The organism is Trichococcus alkaliphilus (genome assembly GCF_003008695.1).
Classification (GTDB): domain Bacteria; phylum Bacillota; class Bacilli; order Lactobacillales; family Aerococcaceae; genus Trichococcus; species Trichococcus alkaliphilus.
In genome coordinates, this window is sequence record NZ_PXZT01000002.1 from 132,937 (window position 1) to 158,535 (window position 25,599).

Consider the following 25,599-nt stretch of genomic DNA (forward strand, 5'->3'; position numbering starts at 1 on the left):
AGATATTCTGCTATTAAGTTAAGGCTTGACTAACTATCCATTCTCCCCTATTGAATTTGAGACTGCCCCTCATTTCCATAAAAAAAAGACCCCGCTCTTTCGATTGGGATCTCCAAAATATCATAGATTAACTTACTTATTATAAATCTTTGGACCTTTGCGCATGTTCTTAATATCATTTTTCGGCGTGTCGATTTGTTTAGACCTTCCGCCGCCTTGTTTATTCTTGATTATTTCTAACATTTTTTCTTTTGGACTCACTGTTTACACCGCCTTTGTTGATGGAACACTCCATATTTTCATTCTATTGAATTGATGCCATAAAAAAAGCATCAGCAAAATGCCGATGCTTTAAGGCTGTTAATTGATTTGTCAAATTGGTCTTTTGAACCAAATTGAAGCAAAAAACTTTTTTAAAAACGTTGATACAATAAATATTAACGTTTTGAGAATTGTGATGCTTTACGAGCTTTTTTCAAACCTGGTTTCTTACGTTCAACCATACGTGGGTCACGTGTTAACAGACCAGCTGCTTTCAATGGTCCGCGGAAGTCAGGATCTACTTCTAATAATGCACGAGAGATACCGTGACGAGCTGCTCCAGCTTGTCCAGTGAATCCGCCGCCGTTTACGTTAACGAAGATATCGTAGCTACCTAAAGTACCTGTAAGGTTTAAAGGTTGTTTGATTACTTCATATAAGTAAGCGAATGGGATGTATTCTTCCATGTCTTTTTTGTTGAAGATGATTTTACCTGTTCCAGGTAATAAACGTACGCGTGCAGTCGAATTCTTACGACGACCAGTTGCGATATATTGTGCTTGTGCCAATGAAATTCCCTCCTTAAATTAGGTTAGTGATGTCTAAAACTTCTGGTAGTTGAGCTTCGTGTGGGTGAACTGCTTCACCGTATACGTGTAACTTAGTGAATTGTTTAGCACCTAAAGAGTTCTTAGGTAGCATGCCTTTAACAGACAATTCAACTAATTTTCTTGAATTCTTAGCACGTAATTCACCAGCTGAAATTTGTTTTAGCCCACCTGGATAACCTGAATGACGGGAATAAATTTTGTCAGATGCTTTTTTACCTGTTAATGTAACTTTGTCTGCATTGATAACAATCACATAATCACCAGTGTCTACGTGTGGTGTGAAAGTTGGTTTGTTTTTACCGCGTAAAATAGTTGCAACTTGTGTTGATAAACGTCCCAATGGGATGTCAGTCGCGTCGATTACGAACCATTTGCGGTCGATCTCGTTTGCTTTAGCCATGTATGTTGTACGCACGTTTGTTTCCTCCATATTCTTCTCTGTCTGTTTGATCCAATTGAGTTTCCGGGGCTCATCGTGGGGCAAACAATACCGTCTTATATGATACGACATCCCAAAGGAATTGTCAAACGATTCAAAAGAAATAATTTATCATTTACTTCGTAAAAAAGTCTCCACATACCGCATGGACTGCGATAGTGAAGGCTTCTCAGATTATTTTTTCAAATATAAATATAATTGCTCGATGACCTCTGCTGGCACAAATGGATAGGACCCTTTGCTGGAGGTCTTGTGCGGCTTGAACGCTTCGATGATACTGTTATCCTTCACAATATCCTCCACCGAGACGAACGCGCCTTTTTTCGTGAGCGTCAATTCAAATGCTTCATATTCTTCTACTGCGACATTCTTTTTCGGAACCGAGTAATGCGCCATGCTGGCTTGCACGGAAAGGACCACATCATTCGGCAGACCGATTGCTTCATAAAACTGGGGCATAGCGGCAGCCACAAAATCCGGCACATCGCCGCGTGGGATGCGTTTGAGCTCTTTGATGAACGTTACCATTATTCCACTCTCCTTCATTCATTCTTATACTTCCATTATACGCGAGTTTCGTAATTTTAACATCATTCCAGAGAAATAACCGTTCAAGCGTGATCGGTTATTTCTCGCAACTTCACTGACTTTAAATACATAAAAATATTGACCACTTTAAGCCCTCATGCTACCATTGCACTAACATTAATTTTAAATGATAAATAAATGATAATGCACTTATGTATGTCATTTCGCATAAAGGAGAATCGATGATGGACAATATCAGCATTCAAAGTTATCTTGCGCAATTGGGCAACAGAAAAGATCCGAAAACCGGCGCCGTCAGTGCACCGATTTATTTGTCCACAGCTTATGGACATCCTGGTTTGGGCCAATCGACCGGCTATGATTACACCCGCACTGCCAATCCGACTAGGGATATCCTTCAGGAAGGCTTGGCTGTTCTTGAAAACGGCGTCCAAGGCTTCGCCACCAGCTCCGGCATGAGCGCCATCCAGCTCGCCTTCAGCATTTTTCCGGCCAACAGCCATTTCGTCGCGTCGAGGGACCTTTACGGCGGCAGCTTCCGTTATTTCCAGGATATGGAGAAAAAAGGCTTCTACTCCTTCACTTATGTCGATGATCCGATCGATATCGCGTCCGCCATTCAGGACAATACGGCCGCTGTCTACATTGAAACGCCGACGAACCCGTTGATGAAGGAAACGGATATTTCAGCTGTGGCTGAGATCGCAAAAAAACACGGTTTACTGGTGATTGTGGACAATACCTTCTACACCCCTCTTTTGCAGCGTCCTTTGGATCTGGGCGCGGATATCGTCGTCCACAGTGCCACCAAGTACCTCGGCGGTCATAACGATCTGTTGGCTGGTGCGGTCGTGACGAACGACAAGGCGCTCGGCGAACAGTTGGCTTTCCAACTGAACACGGCAGGCGGCACTTTGGACGCCTTTGACTGTTGGCTCTTGGTCCGCGGACTGAAGACATTGCCGTTGCGCATGAAGCAGCATCAGGCGAATGCACAGGCTGTCGTTGCTTATCTGGAATCGGAAACTCTGGTCAAATCGGTCTATTATCCGGGCAAAGGCGGGATGCTCAGCTTCACTCTCCATGATAAAGCATACATCCCTGTCGTGTTGGATGCCTTGAACATCTTCACTTTCGCCGAAAGCCTGGGCGGTGTCGAAAGCCTGATCACTTATCCGACTACCCAGACCCATGCCGATATTCCGGTTGAAGTCCGCGAATCATACGGTTTGACGGACGATCTGCTGCGCATCTCGACAGGAATCGAAGATCCGGATGATCTGATCGCCGATCTGCGTCAGGCCTTTGCGAAGGCTGCGGTTGTTGCCAAAGTCTGATAAGGCAGATCGCAAAAGAAAATATGTTGAAAACCTCCGACGGGCGTTTAGCGCTTGCGGGGGTTTTTGTTTTTGGCGCTGTCCGGTGGTTTCCTCAGGTGCCCAATGTTTTTTTCTCCGGTGAACGGAGGCCTCGCCGGAGTTCAGACATTTCGCGGGAGCGGCAGCTCCTGTGGGGGTTGCTTCATAGGAGCTGGCGGAGATTGCAGAAGCTGTCCTTCGAGGAGTGATGGCTACACCGGAGTTGGAGCCGCTAGCCACCGCTCAAGCACGCAAAAAAGCGGCTGTGGAAAAGATTTCGTCTTTTCCACAGCCGCTTTTTCAGCATGCTTTTTGCTCTATTCTTCGTTCTGTTTGGTTTCGAATGCTTTCGTGATCGTCATCAGGGAACGGAAGAGGTCTTCCACGCTGCCTTCGTAGGCTTTGTTCTCGGTCAGCCCGCGCACTTTATCAAGCACCTTGTCTTCCCTGGATTGGTCCAGAATCGGCAGTTCATTTTCTTTCTTGATCCGCGCGATTTCCGTGACTGCATCCATCCGGCGTTCGAACAGCTTCACCAATTCCTGGTCGATGGCATCGATTTCCGCTCTTTCCTTTTTAAACATCCCGCTTCCTCCTATCCATTCCTTAATCTTTCTTCATCGTAATAAACTTCCACGAGATACAATCCCTGCGACGGGGCTGTCGGCCCGGCTTGACGTCTGTCCTTCACTTCCAAAAGGCGGTCGATTTCCTCGACCTTTTTCAGGCCGTCAGCGATCTGCAGCAGCGTCCCCACGAAAATGCGGATCATATTGTAGAGGAAGCCATTGCCTCTGAAGGTGAAGACCAGCTCATTGTTTTCCTCGTCCTTCCTCACGCTCGCTTCGTAGACGGTCCGGACCAAATCGGTCTTATCCGTTTTTGTCGAACAAAAACTGGTGAAGTCGTGCTCGCCTTCCAGTTTTTTGATGGCCTGCTCCAGATTCGCCATATTGAAGCGGTAAGGATGATGCGTTGTATACAGTCGCTTGAAGGGATTCGGGAAGCGATCGAGATCGACCCGGTAAATGTATTTTTTCCCCATCGCATGGTAACGCGAATGGAATTCTTCTGGAGCGAACTCCACGGAGGTGATCAAAATGTCATCGGGCAGCAAGCTGTTCAACGCCCGCAGCAGATGATCAGGCTTGATCGCAGCTGGGTAATCAAAATGGATGACTTGTCCGAGCGCATGGACACCTGAATCGGTTCGGCCGGATGCATGGATCGGAATGATCTGCCCATTCGACATTTTTTTCAACGCCTTTTCGATTTCCGTCTGGACACTGTTGCCGTTAGGTTGGACCTGATAGCCCACATAACCCGTTCCGTCATATTGCACGATGCATTTGAATCGTTGTACACTCATGGGTGGCGTATGCCCCTTTCTTATCTTTCTGATGTATGGTTATGGTTTTTTCTATTTTAAAAGGGACCGGAAATACTACCCGGTCCCCAGACTCGTTCTATAGCTGCAAATTGCGCCTGTATGCGCTCAAGATCGGAAGAACAGCAACAACCCGGTCAGTGCGACAAACGCCAGCATGCTCAGCGTATCCAGCCTCTGCCAATCGAGGATGCGGTATTTCGTCCGGCCTTCCCCGCCCTGATATCCACGTGCTTCCATAGCGTTCGCCAATTCATCGGCACGATTGAACGAGCTGACGAAAAGCGGCACCAAGATCGGTGTGACTGCCTTCATCTGCTTCACGATATTGCCTTCGCCGAATTCGACACCGCGAGCCCGTTGCGCATTCATGATCTTCGAAGCTTCATCCATCAATGTCGGCACGAAACGCAACGCAATGGAAAGCATCAGCGCGATTTCGTGGACAGGAACCTTAAAGCGTTTCAGAGGCCCCAGCAGTTTTTCGATCGCATCGGTCAACGACAACGGCATCGTCGTGAGCGTCAGCAACGTCGAAATGAAGATGATCAGGACGAAGCGCATAAAAATGAAAGCCCCGTTGATCACCCCGAAGGAAGTGATGCTGATCGGTCCGAGTTCAAAATATGTTTCCCCGCCCCGTGTGAAGAGGATCTGAAGCAATACCGTGAACATGATCAACCAAATCAGCGGCTTCACACCGTTCAAGAAGACCGACAGTTTGATGTCGGAAAGGATGACGCACAGGAAAGTGAACAATGTCATGATCAAATAAGTCTGCCAGTTGTTGGCCAGGAAGATGACGATGATGAAATAGAAAGCACCGATCAACTTCGCGCGCGGATCCATTCTATGGACCAGCGAGTTGCCTTGGATGTAGCGCCCGAAAAGTAATTTATCCAACATCTATGCCACCCTCTTTCTTAGCGACATTTTTTGTGCTTTTGTTCTCATTTATTTTGGCGATCAGCACAGCCGCCAGTTGTTCCGTACGCAGCGGTCTTTCGCTTCCGAAATCGATGCCTGTCTTTTGGCTCAACGTATCGAGGAAAGCAAGTGCGGACGGCAAGCCCAATTGTTTCTCCCGGAGCCAAGCGGCATCCTGGAAAATTTCTGCAGGCGGCCCCATCCGGACAACCGTCCCCTTCTCAAGGATGACCACATGATCCGCAAACGTTGCGACATCATTCATCTGATGCGTGACCAATACGATGGTAAGCCCGTTATCGATATGGAGTTGATAGAACATATTCATAATTTCCCGTCTGCCCGCAGGATCCAATCCGGCCGTCGGTTCATCCAGGACCAGCACTTCCGGTTCCATCGCCAATACCCCAGCAATCGCTACACGTCTCATTTGACCCCCTGAGAGGTCGAATGGGGATCGTTCCATGAAGGACTCATCCAAGCCGACCAAAGGCAACACGCGCCTCACGATCGCCATTGCGTCCGCTTCGCTGACGCCGAAGTTCATCGGACCAAACGCGATATCCTTCGCGATCGTCTCCTCGAACAGCTGCGACTCCGGAAACTGGAAAACGATCCCCACTTTTTTGCGCAGGTCCTTCAGATTTTTGTTGTTCGATTTGTTCGTAATGATGCGGTCACCGATCGTTACGCTGCCTTCCGTTGGCTTCAATAAAGCATTGAGATGCTGCGTGACCGTCGATTTGCCGCTGCCTGTATGCCCGATCAACGCCGTATAACTGCCATCCGGGATATTCAGGTTCACATCATAGAGGGCCCGGTTTTCGAAAGGCGTTCCGGCAGAGTAGGAATAGCCTACTTTTTCGAAAGTAATGTCCATAACCAACTCACCATCCCTTCCTCAGTCAAATATTCTTCAGGAACTTCCAGTCCCTGTCTCTTCAATTGGTACTTAAGCTTCTCAGGGAATGGGATATCCAAACCGATATCGATGATTTCCTTGCCCAAGCTGAATATCTCTTCCGGGGTGCCGATCCGTTTCAACTGCCCGGCTTCCATCACAAAGATGCGGTTCGCTTTCGCAGCCTCGTCGATGTCATGAGTGATCGAGATCACCGTCAAATTTTCTTTTTCCTTGATTTCTTGGATGGTCTCGATGACTTCATGACGGCCTTCTGGGTCCAACATAGTCGTCGCCTCATCAAGGATGATAATGTCCGGAGACAAAGCTACGATCCCAGCGATTGCCACCCGTTGCTTCTGTCCACCCGAAAGACGTGCCGGCTCCTTGTCCATGAAGTCGGCCATGTTCACAGCCGCTACAGCATCAGCAACGCGCTTCACCATTTCCTCGCGGGGAACACCGACATTCTCCAAACCGAACGCAACATCGTCCTGTACGGTCGAACCGACGAACTGATTGTCCGGATTCTGGAAAACCATCCCGATTTTTTTGCGGACGTCCCAAACCGTCTCTGCATTCAAAGGTATCCCTTCAATGATCACTTCTCCGGAGTTCGCTTCTATCAAACCGTTGATCGTTTTGGCCAAGGTTGACTTGCCTGAACCGTTAGGCCCGATGATGGCAATCCATTCACCCTGCTGGATTGTTAACGAAACGTTGTTCAATGCCGGTCTTGCATCTTCCTCTGAATAGGAAAAAGTCACATTGCGCAACTCGATAATTTCATTCATGATGGCTGTCCTACTTTCTCTATTGTTGAATCTTTAAATCCGTATCCGTCCATCCGTTCCACTGACAATTAAGTATAAAAAAAGATGAAAAATACGGAAAAGGAATGTCTACTTAGTAAGTATAAACTACTCCTCCCTATTTTTCATCCACTGTCTTGACACAGCACGGAAATAAAACGCTTTTATTTATATATCAAAAGAAACTAGAAAATATATTGGCATTTTCTAGTTTCTTTTGATAAAAAAAGCACTTTTTTTGATGAAAAAATGCCCTTCCGAAGATCATGCAATCTTCGGAAGAACCTTGAGCTAGACTAGGGAAGCCAGAAGCAATCCCATCATCATAACACTCTATTTCATCTAAAAGTGAACGTTTCATCTTTATGCGATTGAATTATACTAATTCAATGATAACCATTGGTGCAGCATCGCCACGACGAGGTTCTGTCTTCAAGATACGTGTGTATCCGCCTTGACGTTCTGCATAGCGAGGTGCGATATCAGAGAACAATTTTTGTAAAGCTGATTGAACAACGATTTTGTCATCTTCTTCACGTACATCTGCAACTTCGTTACGAACGTATGCTGCAGCTAAACGACGAGCAGATAAATCTCCACGTTTGCCTAAAGTAATCATCTTTTCAGTAGTTGAACGAATTTCTTTAGCACGAGCTTCAGTTGTAACGATTCGTTCGTTGATGAGTAAGTCAGTAGTCAAATCACGAAGCATTGCTTTTCTTTGGGCGCTTGTGCGTCCTAATTTACGGTAAGCCATCCTAGGTTTTCCTCCTTTGTACAGTACTAGTCGTCTTGACGCAAGCCTAGATTAAGATCATTCAGCTTGTTTTTCACTTCTTCAAGTGATTTGCGTCCCAGATTACGTACTTTGATCATCTCTGCTTCAGACTTGTCTGTCAATTCTTGGACTGTGTTGATGCCTGCGCGTTTCAAACAGTTATAAGAACGTACGGATAAATCCAATTCTTCAATAGTCATTTCCAGCATTTTCTCTTTATGAGTTTCTTCTTTTTCAACCATTATCTCAGCCTTACGAGCTTCATCGGTCAGATTAACAAAAATATTCAAATGTTCCGTTAAAATTTTGGCAGCCAAGCTGACTGCTTCTTCCGGGCTGATGGAACCATCTGTCCAGACATCCAACGTTAATTTATCATAAATATTTTTTTGTCCGATACGAGTGTTTTCAACTTGATAATTTACTTTGCTGATTGGAGTATAAATGGAGTCGACTGGCAAAACACCGATCGGCATATCTTCCGTTTTGTTATATTCGGAACGAACATAACCACGGCCATTTTTTACATCCAAGCGAACATGAAAATGTGCTCCCTCTGAAACTGTACATATATATAAATCAGGGTTTAAGATTTCCACATCGCTGTCATGGGTAATATCCGCTGCAGTTACTACTGCTGGACCTTTTACGTCAATCTCGATTGTTTTGTCTTCGTCCGTATACAATTTCAAAGCTAATTTTTTGATGTTCAGAATGATTTGGGTAACATCCTCGACAACACCATCAATCGTTGAAAATTCGTGTAGAACACCATCGATTTGGATAGTTGTTACAGCTGTACCAGGAAGTGAAGATAATAGAATTCGACGTAATGAGTTCCCAAGTGTTGTTCCATAACCGCGTTCTAGTGGTTCTACAACGAATTTACCAAATTTGGCATCTTCGCTGATCTCAATCGTTTCAATTCTTGGTTTTTCAATTTCGATCATTTATCAATTTACCCCTTTCAAAACGTGAAGTTCATGTTAGTGAGTCCATTGCGTTTCGTTACATATCAGTACAATTCTCAATTAAACACGACGACGTTTTGGTGGACGGCATCCATTATGAGGAACGGGCGTTACGTCGCGGATTGCGGTAACTTCCAAACCTGCTGCTTGTAATGAACGAATGGCAGCTTCACGTCCAGAACCAGGACCTTTAACAGCTACTTCAACTGTTTTCATGCCATTTTCCATAGAAACTTTAGCTGCTGCTTCTGCAGCCATTTGTGCAGCATAAGGAGTAGATTTACGAGAACCTCTGAATCCTAATGAACCTGCTGATGACCATGAAATAGCATTTCCATGAACATCTGTAATCATAACAATAGTATTATTAAAAGTTGAACGGATATGTGCGATACCAGCTTCAACATTCTTTTTTACGCGGCGTTTGCGAGCTACTTTTTTAGCCATGAAGTTTTGACCTCCTTCACTTAATTATTATTTTTTCTTGCCAGTGACTGCTTTAGCTGGGCCTTTACGAGTGCGTGCGTTGTTCTTAGTGTTTTGTCCGCGAACAGGCAAACCACGACGGTGACGCATTCCTCTGTAAGATCCAATTTCAATCAATCGTTTAATATTTAGGTTAACTTCACGACGAAGGTCACCTTCAACCTTTAATTTATCCACTTCAATACGGATACGGTCTAATTCATCATTCGTCAAATCACGAACACGTGTATCTTCTGAAACTTCAGCTGCAGCTAAAAGCTTTTGAGCTGTGTTCAATCCGATACCAAAAATATAAGTTAATGAAATAACCACACGTTTGTCACGCGGAACATCTACTCCTGCGATACGAGCCATTTATAGGCACCTCCTTGTTATTATCCTTGGCGTTGTTTGTGTTTGGGATTTTCGCAAATCACCATAACACGACCATTGCGGCGAATGACTTTGCATTTTTCGCAAATGGGTTTTACTGATGCTCTAACTTTCATTTAAATTCCCTCCTATTTAGTGATGGAGTGCAATTATTTAAAGCGGTAAGTAATGCGTCCACGAGTAAGATCGTACGGTGATAATTCTACCGTAACTTTATCGCCTGGCAAAATGCGGATGTAATGCATTCTAATTTTACCAGATACGTGAGCTAATACTATGTGACCATTTTCAAGTTCGACTTTAAACATTGCATTGGGCAAAGTTTCAACGACAACTCCTTCGATCTCAATTACATCGTCTTTCGCCACGCCTGCTAACCTCCTAACATTCTGTTGAGCTGATTAATCTTATGTCTTGGCAATTTTTACTCTAACTGCTAGATTATACCATAGCAAGTATCGATTGAAAAGAAATTTTCGATTAATTTCAAATGACAGTTGCAACTATTCTATAATCTTTTGGATTTCGGAAAACAAGTTGTCGATGCCGATTTCGCCATCCACATTATGTACCAATCCTTTTTCGCTGTAAAATGCAATGATTGGTTTAGACTGTTCTAGATTAATCTGAATGCGATTTTCTACGGTTTCAGGCTTGTCATCTTCACGTTGATAGAATTCGTGTCCGCCACAGCGATCGCATGTTCCTTCTGTTTTAGGAGGATTGTTTTCTTTGTGGTAAGTCGCTCCGCAAGAGCGGCAAATTATTCTACCCGTTAGACGTTGCATCAAAACTTCAGGGTTCACATCAATGTTAATAACAGCATCGATTTTTTTGTCGAGTTCATTCATGATAGCTTCAAGTGCTTTTGCTTGTACGAGGGTTCTTGGAAAACCATCCAATAAAAAGCCTTTTTCAGTATCAGATTCTGCTAATCTCTCTTTAACGATTCCGTTTGTAACTTCATCTGGAACAAGTTCGCCTTTATCCATATATGATTTTGCTTCCAGGCCCAACGCTGTCTCATTTTTCATGGCAGCTCGGAACATGTCTCCTGTAGAGATATGCGGAATATTGTATTTCGCGATGATCTTTTCAGCCTGTGTTCCTTTTCCAGCACCGGGAAGACCCATAATAATTAGGTTCATCATTTTACTGCCTCCTAAAGATGTAAGAATATGTGACGAGGAAATCACTTCCCCCACCACAAACTTACTATTGAATAAATCCTTGGTAATTACGTTTAACCATTCGACCTTCAATTTGTCTTGCCGTTTCCAATGCAGTACCTACTACAATCAGAAGACTTGTACCGCCAAGGGCGAGCGAGTCCGGCAAATCCCACAAACCTGAGGCAATGATTGGCAATAACGCAATCAGTCCAAGAAATAGCGCGCCGACCGTACTTAATCGCATAATCATGCCGGAAATGTAATCTTCTGTCCCTTTACCCGGACGTACACTTGGAATATAGCCGCCTTGCTTTTGCAAGTTCTCTGCCATCTTTTCAGGATTGATCTGAATGAAGGCATAGAAGTAAGTGAAGACAACGATCAACACCGTATAGATTGTTGCGCCGATGGGTTCACGGTAATTAAAGATGGTTGACAAAATTTGATACCAGCTAGCTTCACTTTGACTTGCCGCGAAAAATCCAAGGATCGTCTGCGGGGTCATCATGAAAGAACTGGCAAAGATTACTGGAATGACTCCAGCTGAATTGATTTTTAAAGGCAAATGCGCGGATTGATTAGATCCGGAAGCACGCTTGGAATATTGAATGGGGATTTTACGTTCAGCTTGTTGAACGTACACAACGAGTATGACCACCAATAATATTGCTGTCAATAGCGCAACCGAGAACAAAATGTTGTTCATTAAATCGGATCCTGCATCTACAAAACGATCATTGTAATAAGTGTAAAGATCTGTAGGGATTCTTGCGATGATACCCGAGAAGATGATCAATGACGTTCCGTTTCCGATACCGTGCATTGAAATCGATTCTCCGAGAAAAACAACTAGCATCGAACCTGCTGTCATCACTAACGCGATGATCATGTAGGTTGTCATACCTGGATCGTTGACCAAACCCAAATTAGAGAGTTGGTTGAAACCGATCGAAACACCGACAGATTGCACAAATGCTAAAATGACTGTCAAATATCTTGTAACTTGATTTAACTTTCTTCTACCTACTTCACCCTGTTTGGACCATTCCACAAATTTCGGAACAATGTCCATTTGTAACAATTGAACGACAATAGAAGAAGTGATGTATGGCGAAACACCCATAGCGAAAATGGAATACTGACTCAGTGCTCCACCTCCGAATGTGTTCAACAGACTGAACAAGCCCGTCGATGCCAAGTTTGTGATGGCACCCGCATCAACACCCGGTACAGTAATGTGTGTTCCGAGACGGAACACAATCAACATACCTAGAGTAAAAAAGATTCTATTTCTAATGTCCTTCGCCTGAAATGCATTTTTCAGAAGAGCAAACATTAGATCACCTCAACAGTCCCACCTGCAGCTTCGATAGCTTTTTGTGCTGCTTCGGAGAATTTATTAGCTTTAACTGTCAGTTTTTTCTCAACGCTTCCGTTGCCTAAAACTTTGATGCCTGATTTTTCATCTTTGACAATACCAGTTTCAACTAATAAAGCTGGAGTAACTTCTGTACCATCTTCGAAACGGTTTAAGATTTCTAAGTTGATGACAGCATATTCCTTACGGTTGATGTTCGTGAATCCACGTTTTGGAAGACGACGGAACAATGGAGTTTGTCCACCCTCGAATCCAAGTCTCACACCGCCGCCTGAACGGGCTTTTTGGCCTTTATGTCCACGACCGGATGTTTTACCATTACCGGATGAAGATCCGCGACCGACACGGTTACGTTCTTTACGTGAACCTACAGCAGGTTTTAATTCATGAAGTTTCATAGTAACTTGGCACCTCCTTTAATCTGATGTTTATTATTTAACTTCTTCTGATGTAACTAAGTGGCTTACTGTGTTGACCATGCCCAAGATAGCTGGGTTAGCTGGTTTAACAACAGATTTGCCGATTTTGGACAATCCCAAAGCTTTGCAAGTATCTTTTTGGTTTTGAGGACGTCCAATCAAGCTGCGTTTTAAAGTGATTTTTACTTCTGCCATTATGTAGTCCTCCTTATCCTAGTAATTCTTCAACTGTTTTGCCGCGTAATTTCGCAACGTCTTCAGCATTTTTCAACTGTTTCAAGCCATCGATTGTAGCACGTACCATGTTGATAGGTGTGTTAGAACCAAGGGATTTGCTTGTGATATCAGCGATACCAGCTAATTCGACAACGGCACGGACTGGTCCGCCTGCAGAAACTCCGGAACCGGATTTAGCAGGTTTCAACATTACGTTACCGCCACAGAAAGATCCGATAACTTTGTGAGGGATTGTTGATTCAGACATTGGAACTTCGATAAGGCTCTTTTTAGCAGATTCGATAGCTTTACGAATAGCTTCAGGAACCTCAGCTGCTTTACCAGTACCGAATCCTACATGTCCGTTTCTGTCTCCTACAACAACTAAAGCAGCAAAACGCAGACGACGTCCACCTTTAACAACTTTTGTTACACGATTGATCGCAACAACGCGGTCTTCTAATTCAATATGATTTGGGTCAACATAAACCATGTGTGGTTATCCTCCTTTTCTTAGAAATCTAGTCCATTTTCGCGAGCAGCTTCAGCTAAAGCCTGTACACGGCCATGGTACAGATAGCCACCACGGTCAAAGACTACTTTTTTGATACCTTTAGCAACAGAACGTTCAGCAATCAGTTTTCCAACTGCAGCAGCAGCTTCAGTTTTAGTACCGGTTGCGATTTCTGTTTCTTTTGTAGAGGCACTTGCTAGCGTCACACCCGCTACGTCATCAATTAATTGAGCGTAGATGTTTTTGTTGGAACGGAAAACGTTCAAGCGTGGGCACTCTGCAGTACCAGAGATTTTTCTTCTTACGCGTGCGTGTCTAGCTTGGCGCACTTTGTTTTTATCTGGTTTAGTAATCACAATTGTCACCTCGTTATATTTATTTTGTTGCGTCGTTCAGGAAGCAAGTAATAATAGCGGACTATTATTTACCTGTCTTACCTTCTTTACGACGGATGATTTCGTTAACGTATTTGATACCTTTACCTTTGTAAGGCTCTGGTGGGCGTACGCCGCGGATGTTGGCTGCCAAAGCGCCAACTTTAGCTTTATCGTAACCTTTAACGATGATTTTAGTGTTAGTTGGTACTTCCACTTCAATACCGTCTTCAGGTGTGAATTCAACTGGATGAGAATAGCCGACGTTCAATACAAGTTTTTTGCCTTGCAATTGAGCACGGTACCCAACCCCTACTAAGTCCAATTCTTTCATAAATCCTTCAGATACACCTACAACCATGTTGTTTACCAACGCGCGTGTAGTACCATGAATGGATTTAGTGAATTTCTCTTCGTTAGGACGAGTGAAAGTAACAGTGTTTCCATCGATCTTGATGCCGATCATTTCATTAAATGTGCTAGTTAATTCGCCTTTAGGGCCTTTAACTGTAACAGTGTTACCTTGTTGAGTAACGGTTACGCCAGCTGGGATTTCGATTGCTTTATTTCCAATACGACTCACAGGGCTGCACCTCCTTTATTTTCTCTTATTTTTTTAAAAATTACCAAATGTAAGCTAATACTTCGCCGCCGATGTTTTTCGCTCTTGCTTCTTTGTCGGTGATAACACCTTCAGAAGTTGACACGATTGCGATTCCTAAACCATTCAATACTTTAGGGATGTCGCCAGTTTTAGCGTATACACGCAAACCTGGTTTTGAAATACGTTTCAAACCAGTGATGACGCGTTCGTTGTTTGGACCGTATTTTAAGAATACACGGATAACACCTTGTTTGTCGTCTGAAGTGTAATCAAAGTTTTTGATGAAACCTTCAGCCTTAAGAATGTTAGCGATCTCTAATTTTGTCTTTGATGCAGGCACTTCTAAAGATTCGTGACGTACCATGTTGGCATTACGAATACGAGTTAAGAAATCTGCGATTGGATCTGTCATGACCATTTACATTATACCTCCTTTTGCGAGTATGGTTAAATTACCAGCTAGCCTTTTTCACGCCGGGAATTTGTCCTTTATAGGCAAGTTCACGGAAGCAAATACGGCAAAGTTTGAATTTGCGATAAACTGAATGTGGACGTCCGCAACGTTCACAACGAGTGTAAGCTTGTGTAGAATGTTTAGCGGGACGCTTGTTTTTAGCAATCATGGATTTTTTAGCCAATTATCATTCGCCTCCTTAGCTTATTTTTGGAATGGCATTCCAAGTTGTGTCAATAATTCTCTTGATTCTTCGTCAGTGTTAGCAGTAGTTACGATAACGATATCCATACCACGTACTTTGTCGACTCTATCATAGTCAACTTCTGGGAAAATCAATTGTTCTTTGATACCTAAAGTATAGTTTCCACGACCATCAAAAGATTTTTTGCTGATCCCACGGAAGTCACGTACACGTGGTAATGAAACTGTTACTAGTTTATCCAAGAAGTCGTACATTCTTTCGCCACGTAAAGTAACTTTAGTGCCGATAGGCATACCTTCACGTAAACGGAATGCAGCGATTGATTTTTTAGCTAACGTGATGACTGGTTTTTGACCAGAGATCAAAGTTAGTTCTTCAACTGCTTTATCTAGGTTTTTTGTGTTTGAAACTGCATCACCCACACCCATGTTGATGACAATTTTGTCAATTTTAGGTGTTTGCATAATTGATGTGTATTCAAATTTTTCCATCAATGATGGAACGATTTCTTTTGTGTATCTTTCTTTTAAACGGTTCATTTAGAATATCCTCCTTCCTCTAATAATTAATCAATGATTTCGCCGGTTTTTTTGGAAACGCGGACTTTTTTGCCATCTACGACTTTAGATCCTACGCGAGTAGGTTCGCCAGTTTTAGCATCAATTAACATAATGTTAGAAACATGGATAGGTGCTGCTTCTTCAAGAATTCCACCTGTTGGGTTTGTTTGAGAAGCTTTGCGATGTTTCTTGACAATATTAATGCCTTCGACAATAACACGATCTTTTTTAGGGAAAGTTTTAAGGATGACTCCTTCTTTACCTTTATCTTTTCCAGTAATGACTTTAACTTTATCACCAGTTTTTACGTGCATGCTTTGTTGCACCTCCTTCATTTATGACAGTTGATTACAATACTTCTGGAGCAAGGGAAACGATCTTCATGTAGTTGTTGTCACGCAATTCACGTGCAACTGGTCCAAAGATACGTGTTCCACGAGGGCTCTTGTCGTCACGAATGATTACACAAGCATTTTCGTCAAATTTGATGTAAGAACCATCTTTACGGTGCGCGCCGTGTTTCGTACGAACGATAACAGCTTTAACTACGTCACCCTTTTTGACAACACCACCGGGTGTAGCTTGTTTTACTGTGCAGACGATTGTATCACCAATTCCTGCGAATTTGCGGTTTGAACCACCTAACACTTTGATAGTTAACACTTCTTTAGCGCCTGAATTATCGGCAACTCTTAAGCGGGATTCTGTTTGTATCACGTCAGTATCCTCCTTCCGGATATAAAAATATTTATTTGTCTGATTAGATGATTACTGATTCTTCAACAACTTCAAGCAAGCGGAAGTTTTTAGTAGCAGATAGAGGACGAGTCTCCATAATTCTAACTACATCTCCCATTTTAGCTTGGTTGTTTTCATCATGTGCTTTGTACTTTTTAGAGTACTTAACGCGTTTACCATAAGTTGAATGTGTTTTTGTTGTAGATACTTCTACAACGATTGTTTTATCCATCTTATCAGAAACAACAACACCTTGGTAGACTTTACGTTGGTTACGTTCTTCAGTCATTTCGTTGTGACCTCCTTTGCTGATCTACTATTTTTGCAATTCTTGTTGTCGCAATACAGTTTTAATACGTGCAATTGATTTGCGTACTTCTTTCAAGCGGGCAGTATTTTCTAACTGTCCGGTTGCAAGTTGGAATCGTAGATTGAATAATTCATCTTTGAATTGTTTTTCTTTTTCAATCATTTCAGCAGTGGATAACTCTTTAAGTTCATTAGCCTTCATTCGATTCACCACCAATTTCTTTACGTTTTACAATTTTTGTTTTAACTGGCAATTTGTGAGATGCAAGACGTAGAGCTTCGCGTGCCACTTCTTCAGGGACGCCTGCTACTTCGAACATGATCTTGCCGCGTTTAACTGGAGATACCCAACCTTCAGGTGCCCCTTTACCAGAACCCATACGGACTCCGATAGCTTTGGATGTATATGATTTGTGAGGGAATATTTTGATCCAAACTTTCCCGCCACGTTTCATGTAACGAGTCATAGCGATACGAGCAGCTTCGATTTGACGGTTTGTGATCCAATGAGAGTCAACAGCTTGCAAACCATATTCGCCGAAAACTACTTCTTTTCCGCCTTTAGCTTCTCCGCGCATTTTTCCACGGAACTCACGACGGTGTTTTACACGTTTAGGTACTAACATTGGTTATTTCCCTCCTTTCTCAGTTGTTTTTTTTGCTGGTAAAACTTCACCACGGTAAATCCAAACTTTAACGCCTAATTTACCATAAGTTGTGTCTGCTTCTTCCCAAGCGTAGTCGATGTCCGCACGCAATGTATGCAATGGAACAGTTCCTTCAGCATGAGTTTCAGCACGAGCGATATCTGCACCATTCAAACGACCAGAAACTTGCGTTTTGATCCCTTTAGCGCCAGATCTCATTGTACGTTGAATTGCTTGTTTTTGCGCACGACGGAAAGCTACACGGTTTTCCAACTGTTTAGCGATACCTTCAGCAACTAATTTAGCATCCAAGTCTGGTCTTTTGATTTCCACGATGTTGATGTGTACTTTTTTACCAGTAAGTTCATTTAACTCTTTACGAGTTTTTTCAACTTCAGAACCGCCTTTACCGATTACCATTCCAGGTTTGGCAGTATGAATAGAAACGTTCACGCGGTTAGCTGCACGTTCAATTTCAATTTTAGAAACAGAAGCTTCGCTTAAGTTCTTTGCGATGTATTTACGGATACGTAAATCTTCATGTAAGAAAGCTGCGTAATCTTTTTCAGCGTACCATTTAGCATCCCAGTCACGAATGATGCCGACACGTAATCCTAATGGATGAATTTTTTGACCCACAGATTATCCCTCCTTCTTTTCTGATACCACGATTGTGATGTGGCTAGTACGTTTCAAGATTGGTGAAGCTGATCCTTTTGCACGTGGACGGAAACGTTTCATCGTTGGTCCTTCGTTAACATAAGCCTCGCTTACTACCAAGCTTTCGATATCTAAGTCATAATTATGTTCTGCATTAGCAATTGCTGACATCAACACTTTTTCTACAACGGGCGAAGCGCCACGCGGTGTGAATTTCAGAATGGAGATTGCTTCTCCGATGCTCTTGCCTCTGATAAGATCCACTACTAAACGAACCTTACGAGCGGCAATGCGAACAGTTTGTGCAGATGCTTTTGCAGCTGTGATTTGTTCTGGCATGTTATTTCCTCCCCTCGTAATTAACGGCGACCTGTTTTCTTGTCGTCTGCGGCATGGCCACGGTATGTTCTTGTTGGAGCGAATTCTCCTAATTTGTGTCCTACCATGTCTTCTTGAATGTAAACTGGAACGTGTTTTCTTCCATCATAAACTGCAATCGTTTGTCCGATGAATTGTGGGAAAATTGTTGAGCGGCGAGACCAAGTTTTAATTACTTGTTTCTTTTCGCTAGCTAGAGCAGCTTCAACTTTCTTAATTAAATGTTCATCGACAAAAGGTCCTTTTTTCAAACTACGACCCATGGTGAAGCCTCCTTTCGATTATGTGTTGCTTCAGTCACTTATTGTTGTGATAATTATTTTTTACGTCCACGAACGATCAGCTTGCTAGATTTAGCTTTCTTGCTACGAGTTTTGTAACCAAGAGCAGGTTTACCCCAAGGAGTAACTGGCGCTTTGCGTCCGATTGGAGATTTACCTTCACCACCACCGTGTGGGTGATCGTTCGGGTTCATTACAGATCCGCGGACAGTAGGGCGTTTACCCAACCAACGGTTACGTCCAGCTTTACCGATGTTGATCAATTCGTGTTGTTCGTTACCTACTGAACCGATTGTTGCACGGCAAGTTGAAAGGATTAAACGTACTTCGCTTGAGTTCAAACGAACTAGTGTATATTTACCTTCTTGTCCAAGTACTTGAGCACTTGTACCAGCTGAACGGATCAATTGACCGCCTTTGCCTGGTTTTGTTTCGATGTTGTGGATAACAGTACCGACTGGGATGTTTGCCAATGGCATAGCGTTTCCGATTTTGATATCAGATCCTACTCCAGATTCGATTTGTTGGCCTACTTCGATGCCTTTAGGGGCAATGATGTAAGTTTTGATTCCATCAACATATTGGATCAACGCGATGTTTGCAGTGCGGTTTGGATCGTACTCGACAGCTTTGACGATACCAATGACTCCATCTTTATTACGTTTGAAGTCGATCACACGGTAAGCACGTTTGTGTCCACCAGCTTGATGACGAACGGTAATTTTACCTTGGTTGTTGCGACCGGCTTTTCTTTTGATTGGTTCGACCAAAGATTTCTCAGGTGTTGTTTTTGTAATTTCTGCGAAATCAGAACCAGTCATATTACGACGGCCGTTTGTGGTAGGTTTGTATTTCTTAATCGCCACGTTTTTTCCCCTCCTATTTGATTATTTCAGTAAATTAATTTTCGAATAATTCGATTGTTTTAGAATTTTCAGTCAAAGTGATGATTGCTTTACGGCGTTTTTTTGTATAGCCTTTGTATTTGCCCATACGTTTAAGTTTGCCGCGTACATTCATGATGTTTACGTTTTTAACATCTACACCGAACAATGATTCGATAGATTGTTTAACTAATGTTTTGTTAGCACGTACATCTACTTCAAAGGTATATTTCTTTTCATCCATTGCAAGCATAGAAGCTTCCGTGATGATTGGGCGTTTGATAACGTCTGTTGCTTCCATTATATAAGAGCCTCCTCTACCTTAGAAAGAGCAGCTTGTGTCAAGACTAATTTGTTGTTTGAAACAACATCCAATACGTTGATTCCTGTTTCGTTAACGACTGTTACGCCAGGAAGGTTACGTGCTGATAATGCTGCAAAATCGTTGTCGTTTTCTACAACAACCAATACTTTCGTATCAACGTTAAGGTTTTTCAACACATTTGCAAATTCTTTTGTTTTTGGTGCGTCGAAGTTCAATGTTTCAACTACGATCAAGTCTCCTTCAGCAACTTTCGTTGAAAGAACTGATTTGATAGCTAAGCGACGAACTTTCTTGTTTAATTTATAGCTGTAAGAACGAGGTGTTGGTCCAAAGACAACTCCACCGCCAACCCATTGTGGTGAACGGATTGAACCTTGGCGTGCACGGCCTGTTCCTTTTTGTTTCCATGGTTTACGACCACCACCGCTGACAGCGCTGCGGTTTTTTACTGCGTGAGTTCCTTGTCTTAAAGAAGCGCGTTGCATGATGATTGCATCGTAAACAACGTTTTCGTTAGGCTCGATCCCAAAGATTTCTTCATTCAAAGTTACTTCACCGTTTTGTGTTCCATCTTGTTTAAATAAGGCTACGTTTGGCATTTTTCTCGTTCCTCCTCTCTTTTATATTATTTGTTTGCAGCTTTGCGGGCTACTTTGATTTCGATTAATGATTTTTTAGAACCAGGTACGTTACCTTTGATCAGGATTACGTTTTTCTCAACGTCAACCATAACGACTTCAAGGTTTTGGATAGTAACGCGATCGTTACCCATACGTCCTGCTAATTTTTTACCTTTGAATACGCGGGATGGGAATGAAGCAGCACCCATTGAACCCGGACGACGATGGTAACGAGATCCGTGGGCCATTGGTCCGCGGCTTTGTCCGTGACGTTTGATTACGCCTTGGAAGCCATGTCCTTTAGTGGTACCAGTGACATCAACAATGTCGCCGGCTGCAAAGATATCAACTTTGATTTCTTTTCCTACTTCGTATTCTCCTAGCTCAACATTGTTAAATTCACGAATGAAGCGCTTAGGAGCAGTTTTTGCTTTTGCTGCATGACCCTTAGCAGGTTTGTTTGACAATACTTCACGCATTTCTTGGTAGCCTAGTTGTACCGCTTCGTAGCCGTCTGTTTCGTTGGTTTTAACTTGTAAAACAACGTTTGGAGTAGCTTCGATAACTGTAACTGGTACTAACTCACCGTTTGCAGTAAAGAATTGAGTCATTCCTACTTTTTTGCCTAAGATTCCTTTGGTCATGGTAACACCTCCGTTTGTTTTTTATATGATAGGTTTGATTATAATTTGATTTCGATGTCTACGCCGCTTGGTAAGTCAAGCTTCATCAAAGCGTCAACAGTTTTTGTTGTTGGGTTGATGATGTCGATTAGACGTTTGTGTGTAAGCATTTCGAACTGCTCACGAGAATCTTTGTACTTGTGAGTAGCACGGATCACTGTGTATAGTGATCTTTCAGTCGGCAATGGAATCGGACCAGAAACGGTAGCTCCCGTTCTTTTTGCTGTTTCCACGATTTTATCCGCTGATTGATCAAGAGCACGGTGTTCATATGCTTTTAAACGAATACGTATTTTTTGTTTTGCCATGTTGTTCCCTCCTTCGTCAGATGTAATTCATAAGACTAGCTCCACGAAAATTCCCCGGCACACCCGCCGTGACAAAGCGACCGGGTGTGTCGCAACCTCTCGTCTCTTAGCTGCAGTTTCCGAATGAACGGTCCCCAATACATTATTCATAACCATGAATGCCGTACCAATATATTATACATAATCGCATTAGTTAAAGCAAGTCTTTTCTGAAAATAATATTCAATTTCTGTTATTATCCAAATGACCAGTATTGCCTGAGCACTATGAAGCATTTTGTCCCTTCACTATTATACTGATCCGCAAGAAGAATGCAAGCCCATTAGCCATGTTGAATAGTCGGACTCAAGAAATGTAACAAAATTAAATAAGGGGCGGTCTCGTATGAGACAACCCCTTATTGCTTATTCGTTCGGATATTCCAAAGCTTTCTTGCCTTCATCCCCTGTGCTGACGCGGATGACGTTTTCTACATTATAGATGAAGATTTTTCCGTCACCGATATTGCCTGAGTACAAAGCTTTTCTGGCAGCGTCCACGACTTCTTGGACGGGAACCGTGCTGACGACAACTTCGACACGGATCTTCGGCAGTAGGTCAGCTTCTGTCTCGACGCCACGATAATAAGTAGAGTGGCCTTTTTGCATGCCGTAGCCGAATACATCGAAAACGGTCATACCTGTGATGCCGATACTGTTCAACGCTTTTTTCAGACCTTCAAATTTACTTTCATTCGTGATGATTTCTATTTTGGTGATTTTTGTTTGTGGACCTTGACCGCCAGTTGTTGCGCCGGAGGCTTGGTATTCCACAACCACTGATTTGTCCAAGTCTTCAAGGGATGCATTCGCGAAGGCCAATTCCTGATCGTTGCCTCCGAAAGTGCGCTCTTGGAATTTTTGGAAAGCCGTTCTCAATTCGCCCGGCACAATCGATCCAGCTGTATTTGAATAATTGGTATCGCTCAGTGCTACAGCCAGACTACCATATGCTGTTTCGCCATGGAGAGCATAATCCAATCCGATTTCTTCTTCTTCTGCAGAGACACGCACTGGCATAAATTTACTGATCAATTTCAACAAGAGGTAGGACATGATGCCGGCGTATGCAAGTACAGCCAAAATGCTGATTATTTCTGCTATCAAAAGTGATGCGCTGCCGTCAACCAAACCGCCTTCGATGGCAGGGTTGATGCTGCTTGATGCAAAGATACCTGTTGCGATTCCGCCCCAGATTCCGCCGATGCCATGGCAACCGAATGCATCAAGCGCATCATCATAATCAAATTTCTTCTTCAGGACGGATACGCCATAGAAGCAGACGATTCCGCCGATGAAACCGATGGCTAATGCTGAAATCGGGCTTACGAATCCGGCACCAGGCGTGATGGAAACCAAACCAGCTACGATCCCGCTGACGAATCCAAGTGCAGTCGGTTTCTTGTGGATGATCCATTCGCAGATCATCCAGCTTATGCCGGCAGTTGCAGCGGCAGTGTTTGTCGTGATGAAGGCATCCAGTGCAATATCATTGATCGCCAGCGCGCTTCCGGCGTTGAAACCGAACCAACCGAACAACAATAGACCGGCGCCGATCATAGTCATCGGAATATTATGTGGCTTGACGGAATCGTGATTTTTCCTTTTTCCAAGATAAATGGCCGCTACCAGAGCAGATATACCGGAACTGATATGAATGACGCTCCCGCCAGCAAAGTCGAGTGCACCCAGTTCGCGGATCCAACCGCCATTTCCCCAGATCCAATGGGCAATCGGATCATAGACGAAAGTCGTCCATAAAAGGATGAAGGCAAGGAATGCTGGGAACTTCATGCGTTCCGCAATGCTTCCTGAAATCAAGGCTGGGGTGATGATTGCGAAAGCCATCTGGAACATCATGAATAATTGATGCGGAATGGTCGGTGCATAATCAATCGGCGTGAAGCCTACACCGTTGAGTAATGTGAAAGACAAATCGCCGAAAAATTTCGAGTCGCCTCCGAATACAAAAGAATATCCGAATAATAGCCATTGGATAGAAACGATTGCGATGGCAGCGTAACTGTGCATCGTCGTGCTGAGAACATTTTTCTTCCGGACCATCCCTCCGTAGAATAGGGATAAAGCGGGCGTCATCATCATGACTAAAATCGTTGCAAGGAAGACGAAAGTTGTATCTGCATAATTAATGTTCTCCATATAGATTCTCCTTCTGCTGATAATTTTTTTGGTGTATTACTGCTTTGTGATGTTTCTTACTTTACACCTTAAAAAAAAGAAAATCATCAAAATGATGACGACATATGTGATGATATGTGACATTAACAAGGCGTTGCGGATGGATAAGACTGCACAAGTTGCTCTAACAGCAAATAAAAGGCTATTCCGCCCTCGATAAGTGCTGTAACTGTGTCATGAAAACGGTTCAATCACTAATATTACGTTATATAACCTAACATGGAATGAGGTCACAACAAAAAAAGTTGGAAATTGGGCAATATATCTGTAAAATAGCTGCGTTCAATGAATGGATTACCTCAACAAGCCCAGTCGGAAATCCTGTTTCTTCTATATAATGTGAACACCAATAAAGATAGAACTGAAATGGTAAAAATTCTGGGCTTTCCTTTCCGGGGCCCCCACTGCTCTCCCCCCACACAAAAAGACGCTCTATTGAAGAGCGCCTTCCTGGATCGAAATTTTCCAAAAAAAAAACGGGAGCCGAGGCTCCCGTTTTCCGAATTTTATTTTGAAATAAAATTATTTAGTGATTGAAGCTACAACGCCAGCGCCTACTGTACGTCCACCTTCACGAATAGAGAACTTAGTTCCGTCTTCGATAGCGATTGGGTGGATCAATTCGATAGTCATAGTAACGTTGTCGCCAGGCATTACCATTTCAACGCCTTCTGGTAAGTTACATACGCCTGTAACGTCAGTTGTACGGAAATAGAATTGTGGACGGTAGTTTGTGAAGAATGGAGTGTGACGTCCGCCTTCTTCTTTTGAAAGTACATAAACTTCAGCAGTGAAAGTTGTATGTGGAGTGATTGAACCTGGTTTAGCCAATACTTGACCACGTTGGATTTGCTCACGTGTAACACCACGTAACAAAGCTCCTACGTTATCGCCAGCTTCAGCGTAATCCAATAATTTACGGAACATTTCAACACCGGTAACAACTGTTTTCTTAGTTTCTTCAGCAATACCGACGATTTCAACTTCGTCACCAACGCGGACTTGTCCACGTTCAACACGGCCTGTAGCAACAGTACCACGTCCAGTGATTGAGAATACGTCCTCGATAGGCATCATGAAAGGCTTGTCAGTTTGACGAACTGGAGTTGGGATATATTCGTCAACAGCAGCCATCAATTCTAAGATTTTTTCTTCGTAAGCTGGGTCGCCTTCAAGAGCTCTCAAAGCTGAACCAGCGATTACAGGAACATCGTCGCCAGGGAAATCGTAGTCTGTTAACAGGTCACGAACTTCCATTTCAACTAATTCCAATAATTCTTCATCGTCAACCATGTCGACTTTGTTCAAGAATACTACGATGTAAGGAACACCAACTTGACGAGACAACAAGATGTGCTCGCGAGTTTGTGGCATTGGGCCATCAGCAGCAGAAACTACTAAGATAGCGCCGTCCATTTGTGCAGCACCAGTGATCATGTTTTTAACATAGTCAGCATGGCCTGGGCAGTCTACGTGAGCGTAGTGACGAGTTTCAGTTGAGTATTCAACGTGAGAAGTGTTGATCGTGATACCACGTTCTCTTTCTTCTGGAGCGTTGTCGATTGCAGCATAGTTAGATGCTTCAGCGAACCCTTTTTTAGCTAAAACTGTTGTGATAGCTGCAGTTAATGTTGTTTTACCATGGTCAACGTGTCCGATTGTACCAACGTTTACATGGGGCTTTGAACGGTCGAATTTTACTTTTGCCATTTTAAATCATTTCCTCCTCATATTGAGTGCTTATAATTTGTCTAGACTTTAATCGTCTATCGTATAAAGTA

General features: G+C 43.2%; 40 protein-coding genes and 1 pseudogene. 1 reads left to right on the forward strand and 40 read right to left on the reverse strand.

Annotated features, from left to right (window positions below; translation table 11 throughout):
• Positions 1 to 437: 437 nt before the first annotated feature.
• The 3 genes from rpsI to C7R73_RS02200 form a co-directional block, all read right to left on the reverse strand.
• Positions 438 to 830 carry a 30S ribosomal protein S9 gene (gene rpsI / locus C7R73_RS02190; protein WP_086626929.1) on the reverse strand — a complete coding sequence of 131 codons (393 nt, stop codon included), beginning with the start codon at positions 828 to 830 and terminating at the stop codon, positions 438 to 440.
• A gap of 13 nt (positions 831 to 843) precedes the next feature.
• On the reverse strand, positions 844 to 1,287 hold the full coding sequence (rplM, locus tag C7R73_RS02195; RefSeq protein WP_086627527.1) for a 50S ribosomal protein L13: 444 nt from the start codon (positions 1,285 to 1,287) through the stop codon (positions 844 to 846).
• A 198-nt stretch (positions 1,288 to 1,485) separates the two neighbouring features.
• Positions 1,486 to 1,839, reverse strand: a complete 354-nt coding sequence (locus C7R73_RS02200) for a hypothetical protein (protein ID WP_106448928.1) — start codon at positions 1,837 to 1,839, stop codon at positions 1,486 to 1,488.
• Between the two features lie 242 nt (positions 1,840 to 2,081).
• On the opposite strand from C7R73_RS02200, the gene C7R73_RS02205 reads away from it, so the two are divergent.
• Entirely contained in the window at positions 2,082 to 3,197 is a 1,116-nt protein-coding gene (locus C7R73_RS02205) for a PLP-dependent transferase (RefSeq protein ID WP_205076449.1), read from the forward strand.
• Between the two features lie 338 nt (positions 3,198 to 3,535).
• Here C7R73_RS02205 and C7R73_RS02210 read toward each other — a convergent pair whose 3' ends face one another.
• The 37 genes and pseudogenes from C7R73_RS02210 to tuf form a co-directional block, all read right to left on the reverse strand.
• Positions 3,536 to 3,802, reverse strand: coding sequence for a chorismate mutase (locus C7R73_RS02210; RefSeq protein ID WP_106448930.1), 267 nt, complete (start codon positions 3,800 to 3,802; stop codon positions 3,536 to 3,538).
• Positions 3,803 to 3,813: 11 nt separating this feature from the next.
• A complete protein-coding gene (truA, locus tag C7R73_RS02215) occupies positions 3,814 to 4,587 on the reverse strand; it encodes a tRNA pseudouridine(38-40) synthase TruA (RefSeq protein ID WP_106448931.1) in 774 nt (257 codons plus the stop codon).
• 126 nt (positions 4,588 to 4,713) lie between these two features.
• Positions 4,714 to 5,511 carry an energy-coupling factor transporter transmembrane component T family protein gene (locus C7R73_RS02220; protein ID WP_106448932.1) on the reverse strand — a complete coding sequence of 266 codons (798 nt, stop codon included), beginning with the start codon at positions 5,509 to 5,511 and terminating at the stop codon, positions 4,714 to 4,716.
• Positions 5,501 to 6,412, reverse strand: a complete 912-nt coding sequence (locus tag C7R73_RS02225; protein ID WP_106448933.1) for an energy-coupling factor ABC transporter ATP-binding protein — start codon at positions 6,410 to 6,412, stop codon at positions 5,501 to 5,503. Before C7R73_RS02225 ends, C7R73_RS02220 begins: the two co-directional genes overlap by 11 nt.
• Positions 6,388 to 7,227, reverse strand: a complete 840-nt coding sequence (locus tag C7R73_RS02230; protein ID WP_106448934.1) for an energy-coupling factor ABC transporter ATP-binding protein — start codon at positions 7,225 to 7,227, stop codon at positions 6,388 to 6,390. The genes C7R73_RS02225 and C7R73_RS02230 overlap by 25 nt, the downstream gene beginning before the upstream one ends.
• A 394-nt stretch (positions 7,228 to 7,621) precedes the next feature.
• Positions 7,622 to 8,002: a 50S ribosomal protein L17 gene (rplQ, locus tag C7R73_RS02235; RefSeq protein ID WP_086626921.1), complete on the reverse strand. Its 381-nt coding sequence runs from the start codon at positions 8,000 to 8,002 to the stop codon at positions 7,622 to 7,624.
• Positions 8,003 to 8,028: 26 nt separating this feature from the next.
• Positions 8,029 to 8,973 carry a DNA-directed RNA polymerase subunit alpha gene (locus C7R73_RS02240; RefSeq protein WP_068558946.1) on the reverse strand — a complete coding sequence of 315 codons (945 nt, stop codon included), beginning with the start codon at positions 8,971 to 8,973 and terminating at the stop codon, positions 8,029 to 8,031.
• 81 nt (positions 8,974 to 9,054) lie between these two features.
• A complete protein-coding gene (gene rpsK, locus C7R73_RS02245) occupies positions 9,055 to 9,441 on the reverse strand; it encodes a 30S ribosomal protein S11 (RefSeq protein WP_106448935.1) in 387 nt (128 codons plus the stop codon).
• Positions 9,442 to 9,468: 27 nt separating this feature from the next.
• Positions 9,469 to 9,834: a 30S ribosomal protein S13 gene (rpsM, locus tag C7R73_RS02250; RefSeq protein WP_106448936.1), complete on the reverse strand. Its 366-nt coding sequence runs from the start codon at positions 9,832 to 9,834 to the stop codon at positions 9,469 to 9,471.
• Between the two features lie 20 nt (positions 9,835 to 9,854).
• Complete coding sequence (gene rpmJ, locus C7R73_RS02255; RefSeq protein ID WP_062470716.1) at positions 9,855 to 9,968, reverse strand: 50S ribosomal protein L36; 114 nt, start codon at positions 9,966 to 9,968, stop codon at positions 9,855 to 9,857.
• 33 nt (positions 9,969 to 10,001) lie between these two features.
• Positions 10,002 to 10,220, reverse strand: a complete 219-nt coding sequence (infA, locus tag C7R73_RS02260; RefSeq protein ID WP_068558953.1) for a translation initiation factor IF-1 — start codon at positions 10,218 to 10,220, stop codon at positions 10,002 to 10,004.
• 135 nt (positions 10,221 to 10,355) lie between these two features.
• Positions 10,356 to 11,000: an adenylate kinase gene (locus C7R73_RS02265; protein WP_106449089.1), complete on the reverse strand. Its 645-nt coding sequence runs from the start codon at positions 10,998 to 11,000 to the stop codon at positions 10,356 to 10,358.
• A gap of 67 nt (positions 11,001 to 11,067) precedes the next feature.
• Positions 11,068 to 12,360, reverse strand: coding sequence for a preprotein translocase subunit SecY (gene secY / locus C7R73_RS02270; protein WP_086626919.1), 1,293 nt, complete (start codon positions 12,358 to 12,360; stop codon positions 11,068 to 11,070).
• Positions 12,360 to 12,800, reverse strand: a complete 441-nt coding sequence (gene rplO / locus C7R73_RS02275) for a 50S ribosomal protein L15 (RefSeq protein ID WP_086626918.1) — start codon at positions 12,798 to 12,800, stop codon at positions 12,360 to 12,362. The genes secY and rplO overlap by 1 nt, the downstream gene beginning before the upstream one ends.
• 33 nt (positions 12,801 to 12,833) lie before the next feature.
• Complete coding sequence (gene rpmD, locus C7R73_RS02280; RefSeq protein ID WP_086626917.1) at positions 12,834 to 13,016, reverse strand: 50S ribosomal protein L30; 183 nt, start codon at positions 13,014 to 13,016, stop codon at positions 12,834 to 12,836.
• Between the two features lie 13 nt (positions 13,017 to 13,029).
• The gene (gene rpsE / locus C7R73_RS02285) at positions 13,030 to 13,530 is read right to left on the reverse strand and encodes a 30S ribosomal protein S5 (RefSeq protein ID WP_106448937.1); all 501 of its coding nucleotides are present in this window, start codon (positions 13,528 to 13,530) and stop codon (positions 13,030 to 13,032) included.
• Positions 13,531 to 13,550: 20 nt separating this feature from the next.
• Positions 13,551 to 13,907, reverse strand: coding sequence for a 50S ribosomal protein L18 (gene rplR / locus C7R73_RS02290; RefSeq protein ID WP_086626915.1), 357 nt, complete (start codon positions 13,905 to 13,907; stop codon positions 13,551 to 13,553).
• 64 nt (positions 13,908 to 13,971) lie between these two features.
• Positions 13,972 to 14,508: a 50S ribosomal protein L6 gene (gene rplF / locus C7R73_RS02295; RefSeq protein WP_086987323.1), complete on the reverse strand. Its 537-nt coding sequence runs from the start codon at positions 14,506 to 14,508 to the stop codon at positions 13,972 to 13,974.
• Between the two features lie 40 nt (positions 14,509 to 14,548).
• Positions 14,549 to 14,947: a 30S ribosomal protein S8 gene (rpsH, locus tag C7R73_RS02300; protein ID WP_086626913.1), complete on the reverse strand. Its 399-nt coding sequence runs from the start codon at positions 14,945 to 14,947 to the stop codon at positions 14,549 to 14,551.
• Positions 14,948 to 14,981: 34 nt separating this feature from the next.
• The gene (locus C7R73_RS02305) at positions 14,982 to 15,167 is read right to left on the reverse strand and encodes a type Z 30S ribosomal protein S14 (protein ID WP_087033208.1); all 186 of its coding nucleotides are present in this window, start codon (positions 15,165 to 15,167) and stop codon (positions 14,982 to 14,984) included.
• A 20-nt stretch (positions 15,168 to 15,187) separates the two neighbouring features.
• Positions 15,188 to 15,727: a 50S ribosomal protein L5 gene (rplE, locus tag C7R73_RS02310; protein ID WP_106448938.1), complete on the reverse strand. Its 540-nt coding sequence runs from the start codon at positions 15,725 to 15,727 to the stop codon at positions 15,188 to 15,190.
• Between the two features lie 26 nt (positions 15,728 to 15,753).
• On the reverse strand, positions 15,754 to 16,062 hold the full coding sequence (rplX, locus tag C7R73_RS02315; protein ID WP_068558971.1) for a 50S ribosomal protein L24: 309 nt from the start codon (positions 16,060 to 16,062) through the stop codon (positions 15,754 to 15,756).
• A 34-nt stretch (positions 16,063 to 16,096) separates the two neighbouring features.
• Positions 16,097 to 16,465 (reverse strand): 50S ribosomal protein L14, encoded by a 369-nt coding sequence (gene rplN / locus C7R73_RS02320; RefSeq protein WP_068558973.1) that lies wholly within the window; start codon positions 16,463 to 16,465, stop codon positions 16,097 to 16,099.
• Positions 16,466 to 16,508: 43 nt separating this feature from the next.
• Entirely contained in the window at positions 16,509 to 16,775 is a 267-nt protein-coding gene (rpsQ, locus tag C7R73_RS02325; RefSeq protein WP_086626911.1) for a 30S ribosomal protein S17, read from the reverse strand.
• Between the two features lie 27 nt (positions 16,776 to 16,802).
• Positions 16,803 to 16,997 carry a 50S ribosomal protein L29 gene (gene rpmC / locus C7R73_RS02330; protein WP_068558977.1) on the reverse strand — a complete coding sequence of 65 codons (195 nt, stop codon included), beginning with the start codon at positions 16,995 to 16,997 and terminating at the stop codon, positions 16,803 to 16,805.
• Positions 16,987 to 17,421: a 50S ribosomal protein L16 gene (gene rplP, locus C7R73_RS02335; protein ID WP_068558979.1), complete on the reverse strand. Its 435-nt coding sequence runs from the start codon at positions 17,419 to 17,421 to the stop codon at positions 16,987 to 16,989. The genes rpmC and rplP overlap by 11 nt, the downstream gene beginning before the upstream one ends.
• A gap of 3 nt (positions 17,422 to 17,424) precedes the next feature.
• Positions 17,425 to 18,081 (reverse strand): 30S ribosomal protein S3, encoded by a 657-nt coding sequence (rpsC, locus tag C7R73_RS02340; RefSeq protein ID WP_086987320.1) that lies wholly within the window; start codon positions 18,079 to 18,081, stop codon positions 17,425 to 17,427.
• Between the two features lie 3 nt (positions 18,082 to 18,084).
• Positions 18,085 to 18,441 (reverse strand): 50S ribosomal protein L22, encoded by a 357-nt coding sequence (rplV, locus tag C7R73_RS02345; RefSeq protein WP_106448939.1) that lies wholly within the window; start codon positions 18,439 to 18,441, stop codon positions 18,085 to 18,087.
• A 20-nt stretch (positions 18,442 to 18,461) separates the two neighbouring features.
• Positions 18,462 to 18,743, reverse strand: coding sequence for a 30S ribosomal protein S19 (rpsS, locus tag C7R73_RS02350; protein ID WP_068558985.1), 282 nt, complete (start codon positions 18,741 to 18,743; stop codon positions 18,462 to 18,464).
• Between the two features lie 53 nt (positions 18,744 to 18,796).
• Complete coding sequence (rplB, locus tag C7R73_RS02355; protein ID WP_106448940.1) at positions 18,797 to 19,627, reverse strand: 50S ribosomal protein L2; 831 nt, start codon at positions 19,625 to 19,627, stop codon at positions 18,797 to 18,799.
• 34 nt (positions 19,628 to 19,661) lie between these two features.
• Positions 19,662 to 19,946, reverse strand: coding sequence for a 50S ribosomal protein L23 (gene rplW / locus C7R73_RS02360; protein ID WP_068558989.1), 285 nt, complete (start codon positions 19,944 to 19,946; stop codon positions 19,662 to 19,664).
• The gene (gene rplD, locus C7R73_RS02365) at positions 19,946 to 20,569 is read right to left on the reverse strand and encodes a 50S ribosomal protein L4 (protein WP_068558991.1); all 624 of its coding nucleotides are present in this window, start codon (positions 20,567 to 20,569) and stop codon (positions 19,946 to 19,948) included. The genes rplW and rplD overlap by 1 nt, the downstream gene beginning before the upstream one ends.
• Before the next feature lie 26 nt (positions 20,570 to 20,595).
• Positions 20,596 to 21,234: a 50S ribosomal protein L3 gene (gene rplC, locus C7R73_RS02370; protein ID WP_068558993.1), complete on the reverse strand. Its 639-nt coding sequence runs from the start codon at positions 21,232 to 21,234 to the stop codon at positions 20,596 to 20,598.
• A gap of 38 nt (positions 21,235 to 21,272) precedes the next feature.
• Entirely contained in the window at positions 21,273 to 21,581 is a 309-nt protein-coding gene (gene rpsJ, locus C7R73_RS02375; RefSeq protein ID WP_068558995.1) for a 30S ribosomal protein S10, read from the reverse strand.
• Positions 21,582 to 21,985: 404 nt separating this feature from the next.
• The gene (locus C7R73_RS13800; protein ID WP_275658086.1) at positions 21,986 to 22,510 is read right to left on the reverse strand and encodes a P-II family nitrogen regulator; all 525 of its coding nucleotides are present in this window, start codon (positions 22,508 to 22,510) and stop codon (positions 21,986 to 21,988) included.
• Between the two features lie 57 nt (positions 22,511 to 22,567).
• A pseudogene (locus C7R73_RS02380) lies at positions 22,568 to 23,770 on the reverse strand (ammonium transporter); the annotation flags it as partial.
• A 570-nt stretch (positions 23,771 to 24,340) separates the two neighbouring features.
• Complete coding sequence (gene tuf, locus C7R73_RS02390; protein WP_086987318.1) at positions 24,341 to 25,528, reverse strand: elongation factor Tu; 1,188 nt, start codon at positions 25,526 to 25,528, stop codon at positions 24,341 to 24,343.
• Between the last annotated feature and the right edge of the window lie 71 nt (positions 25,529 to 25,599).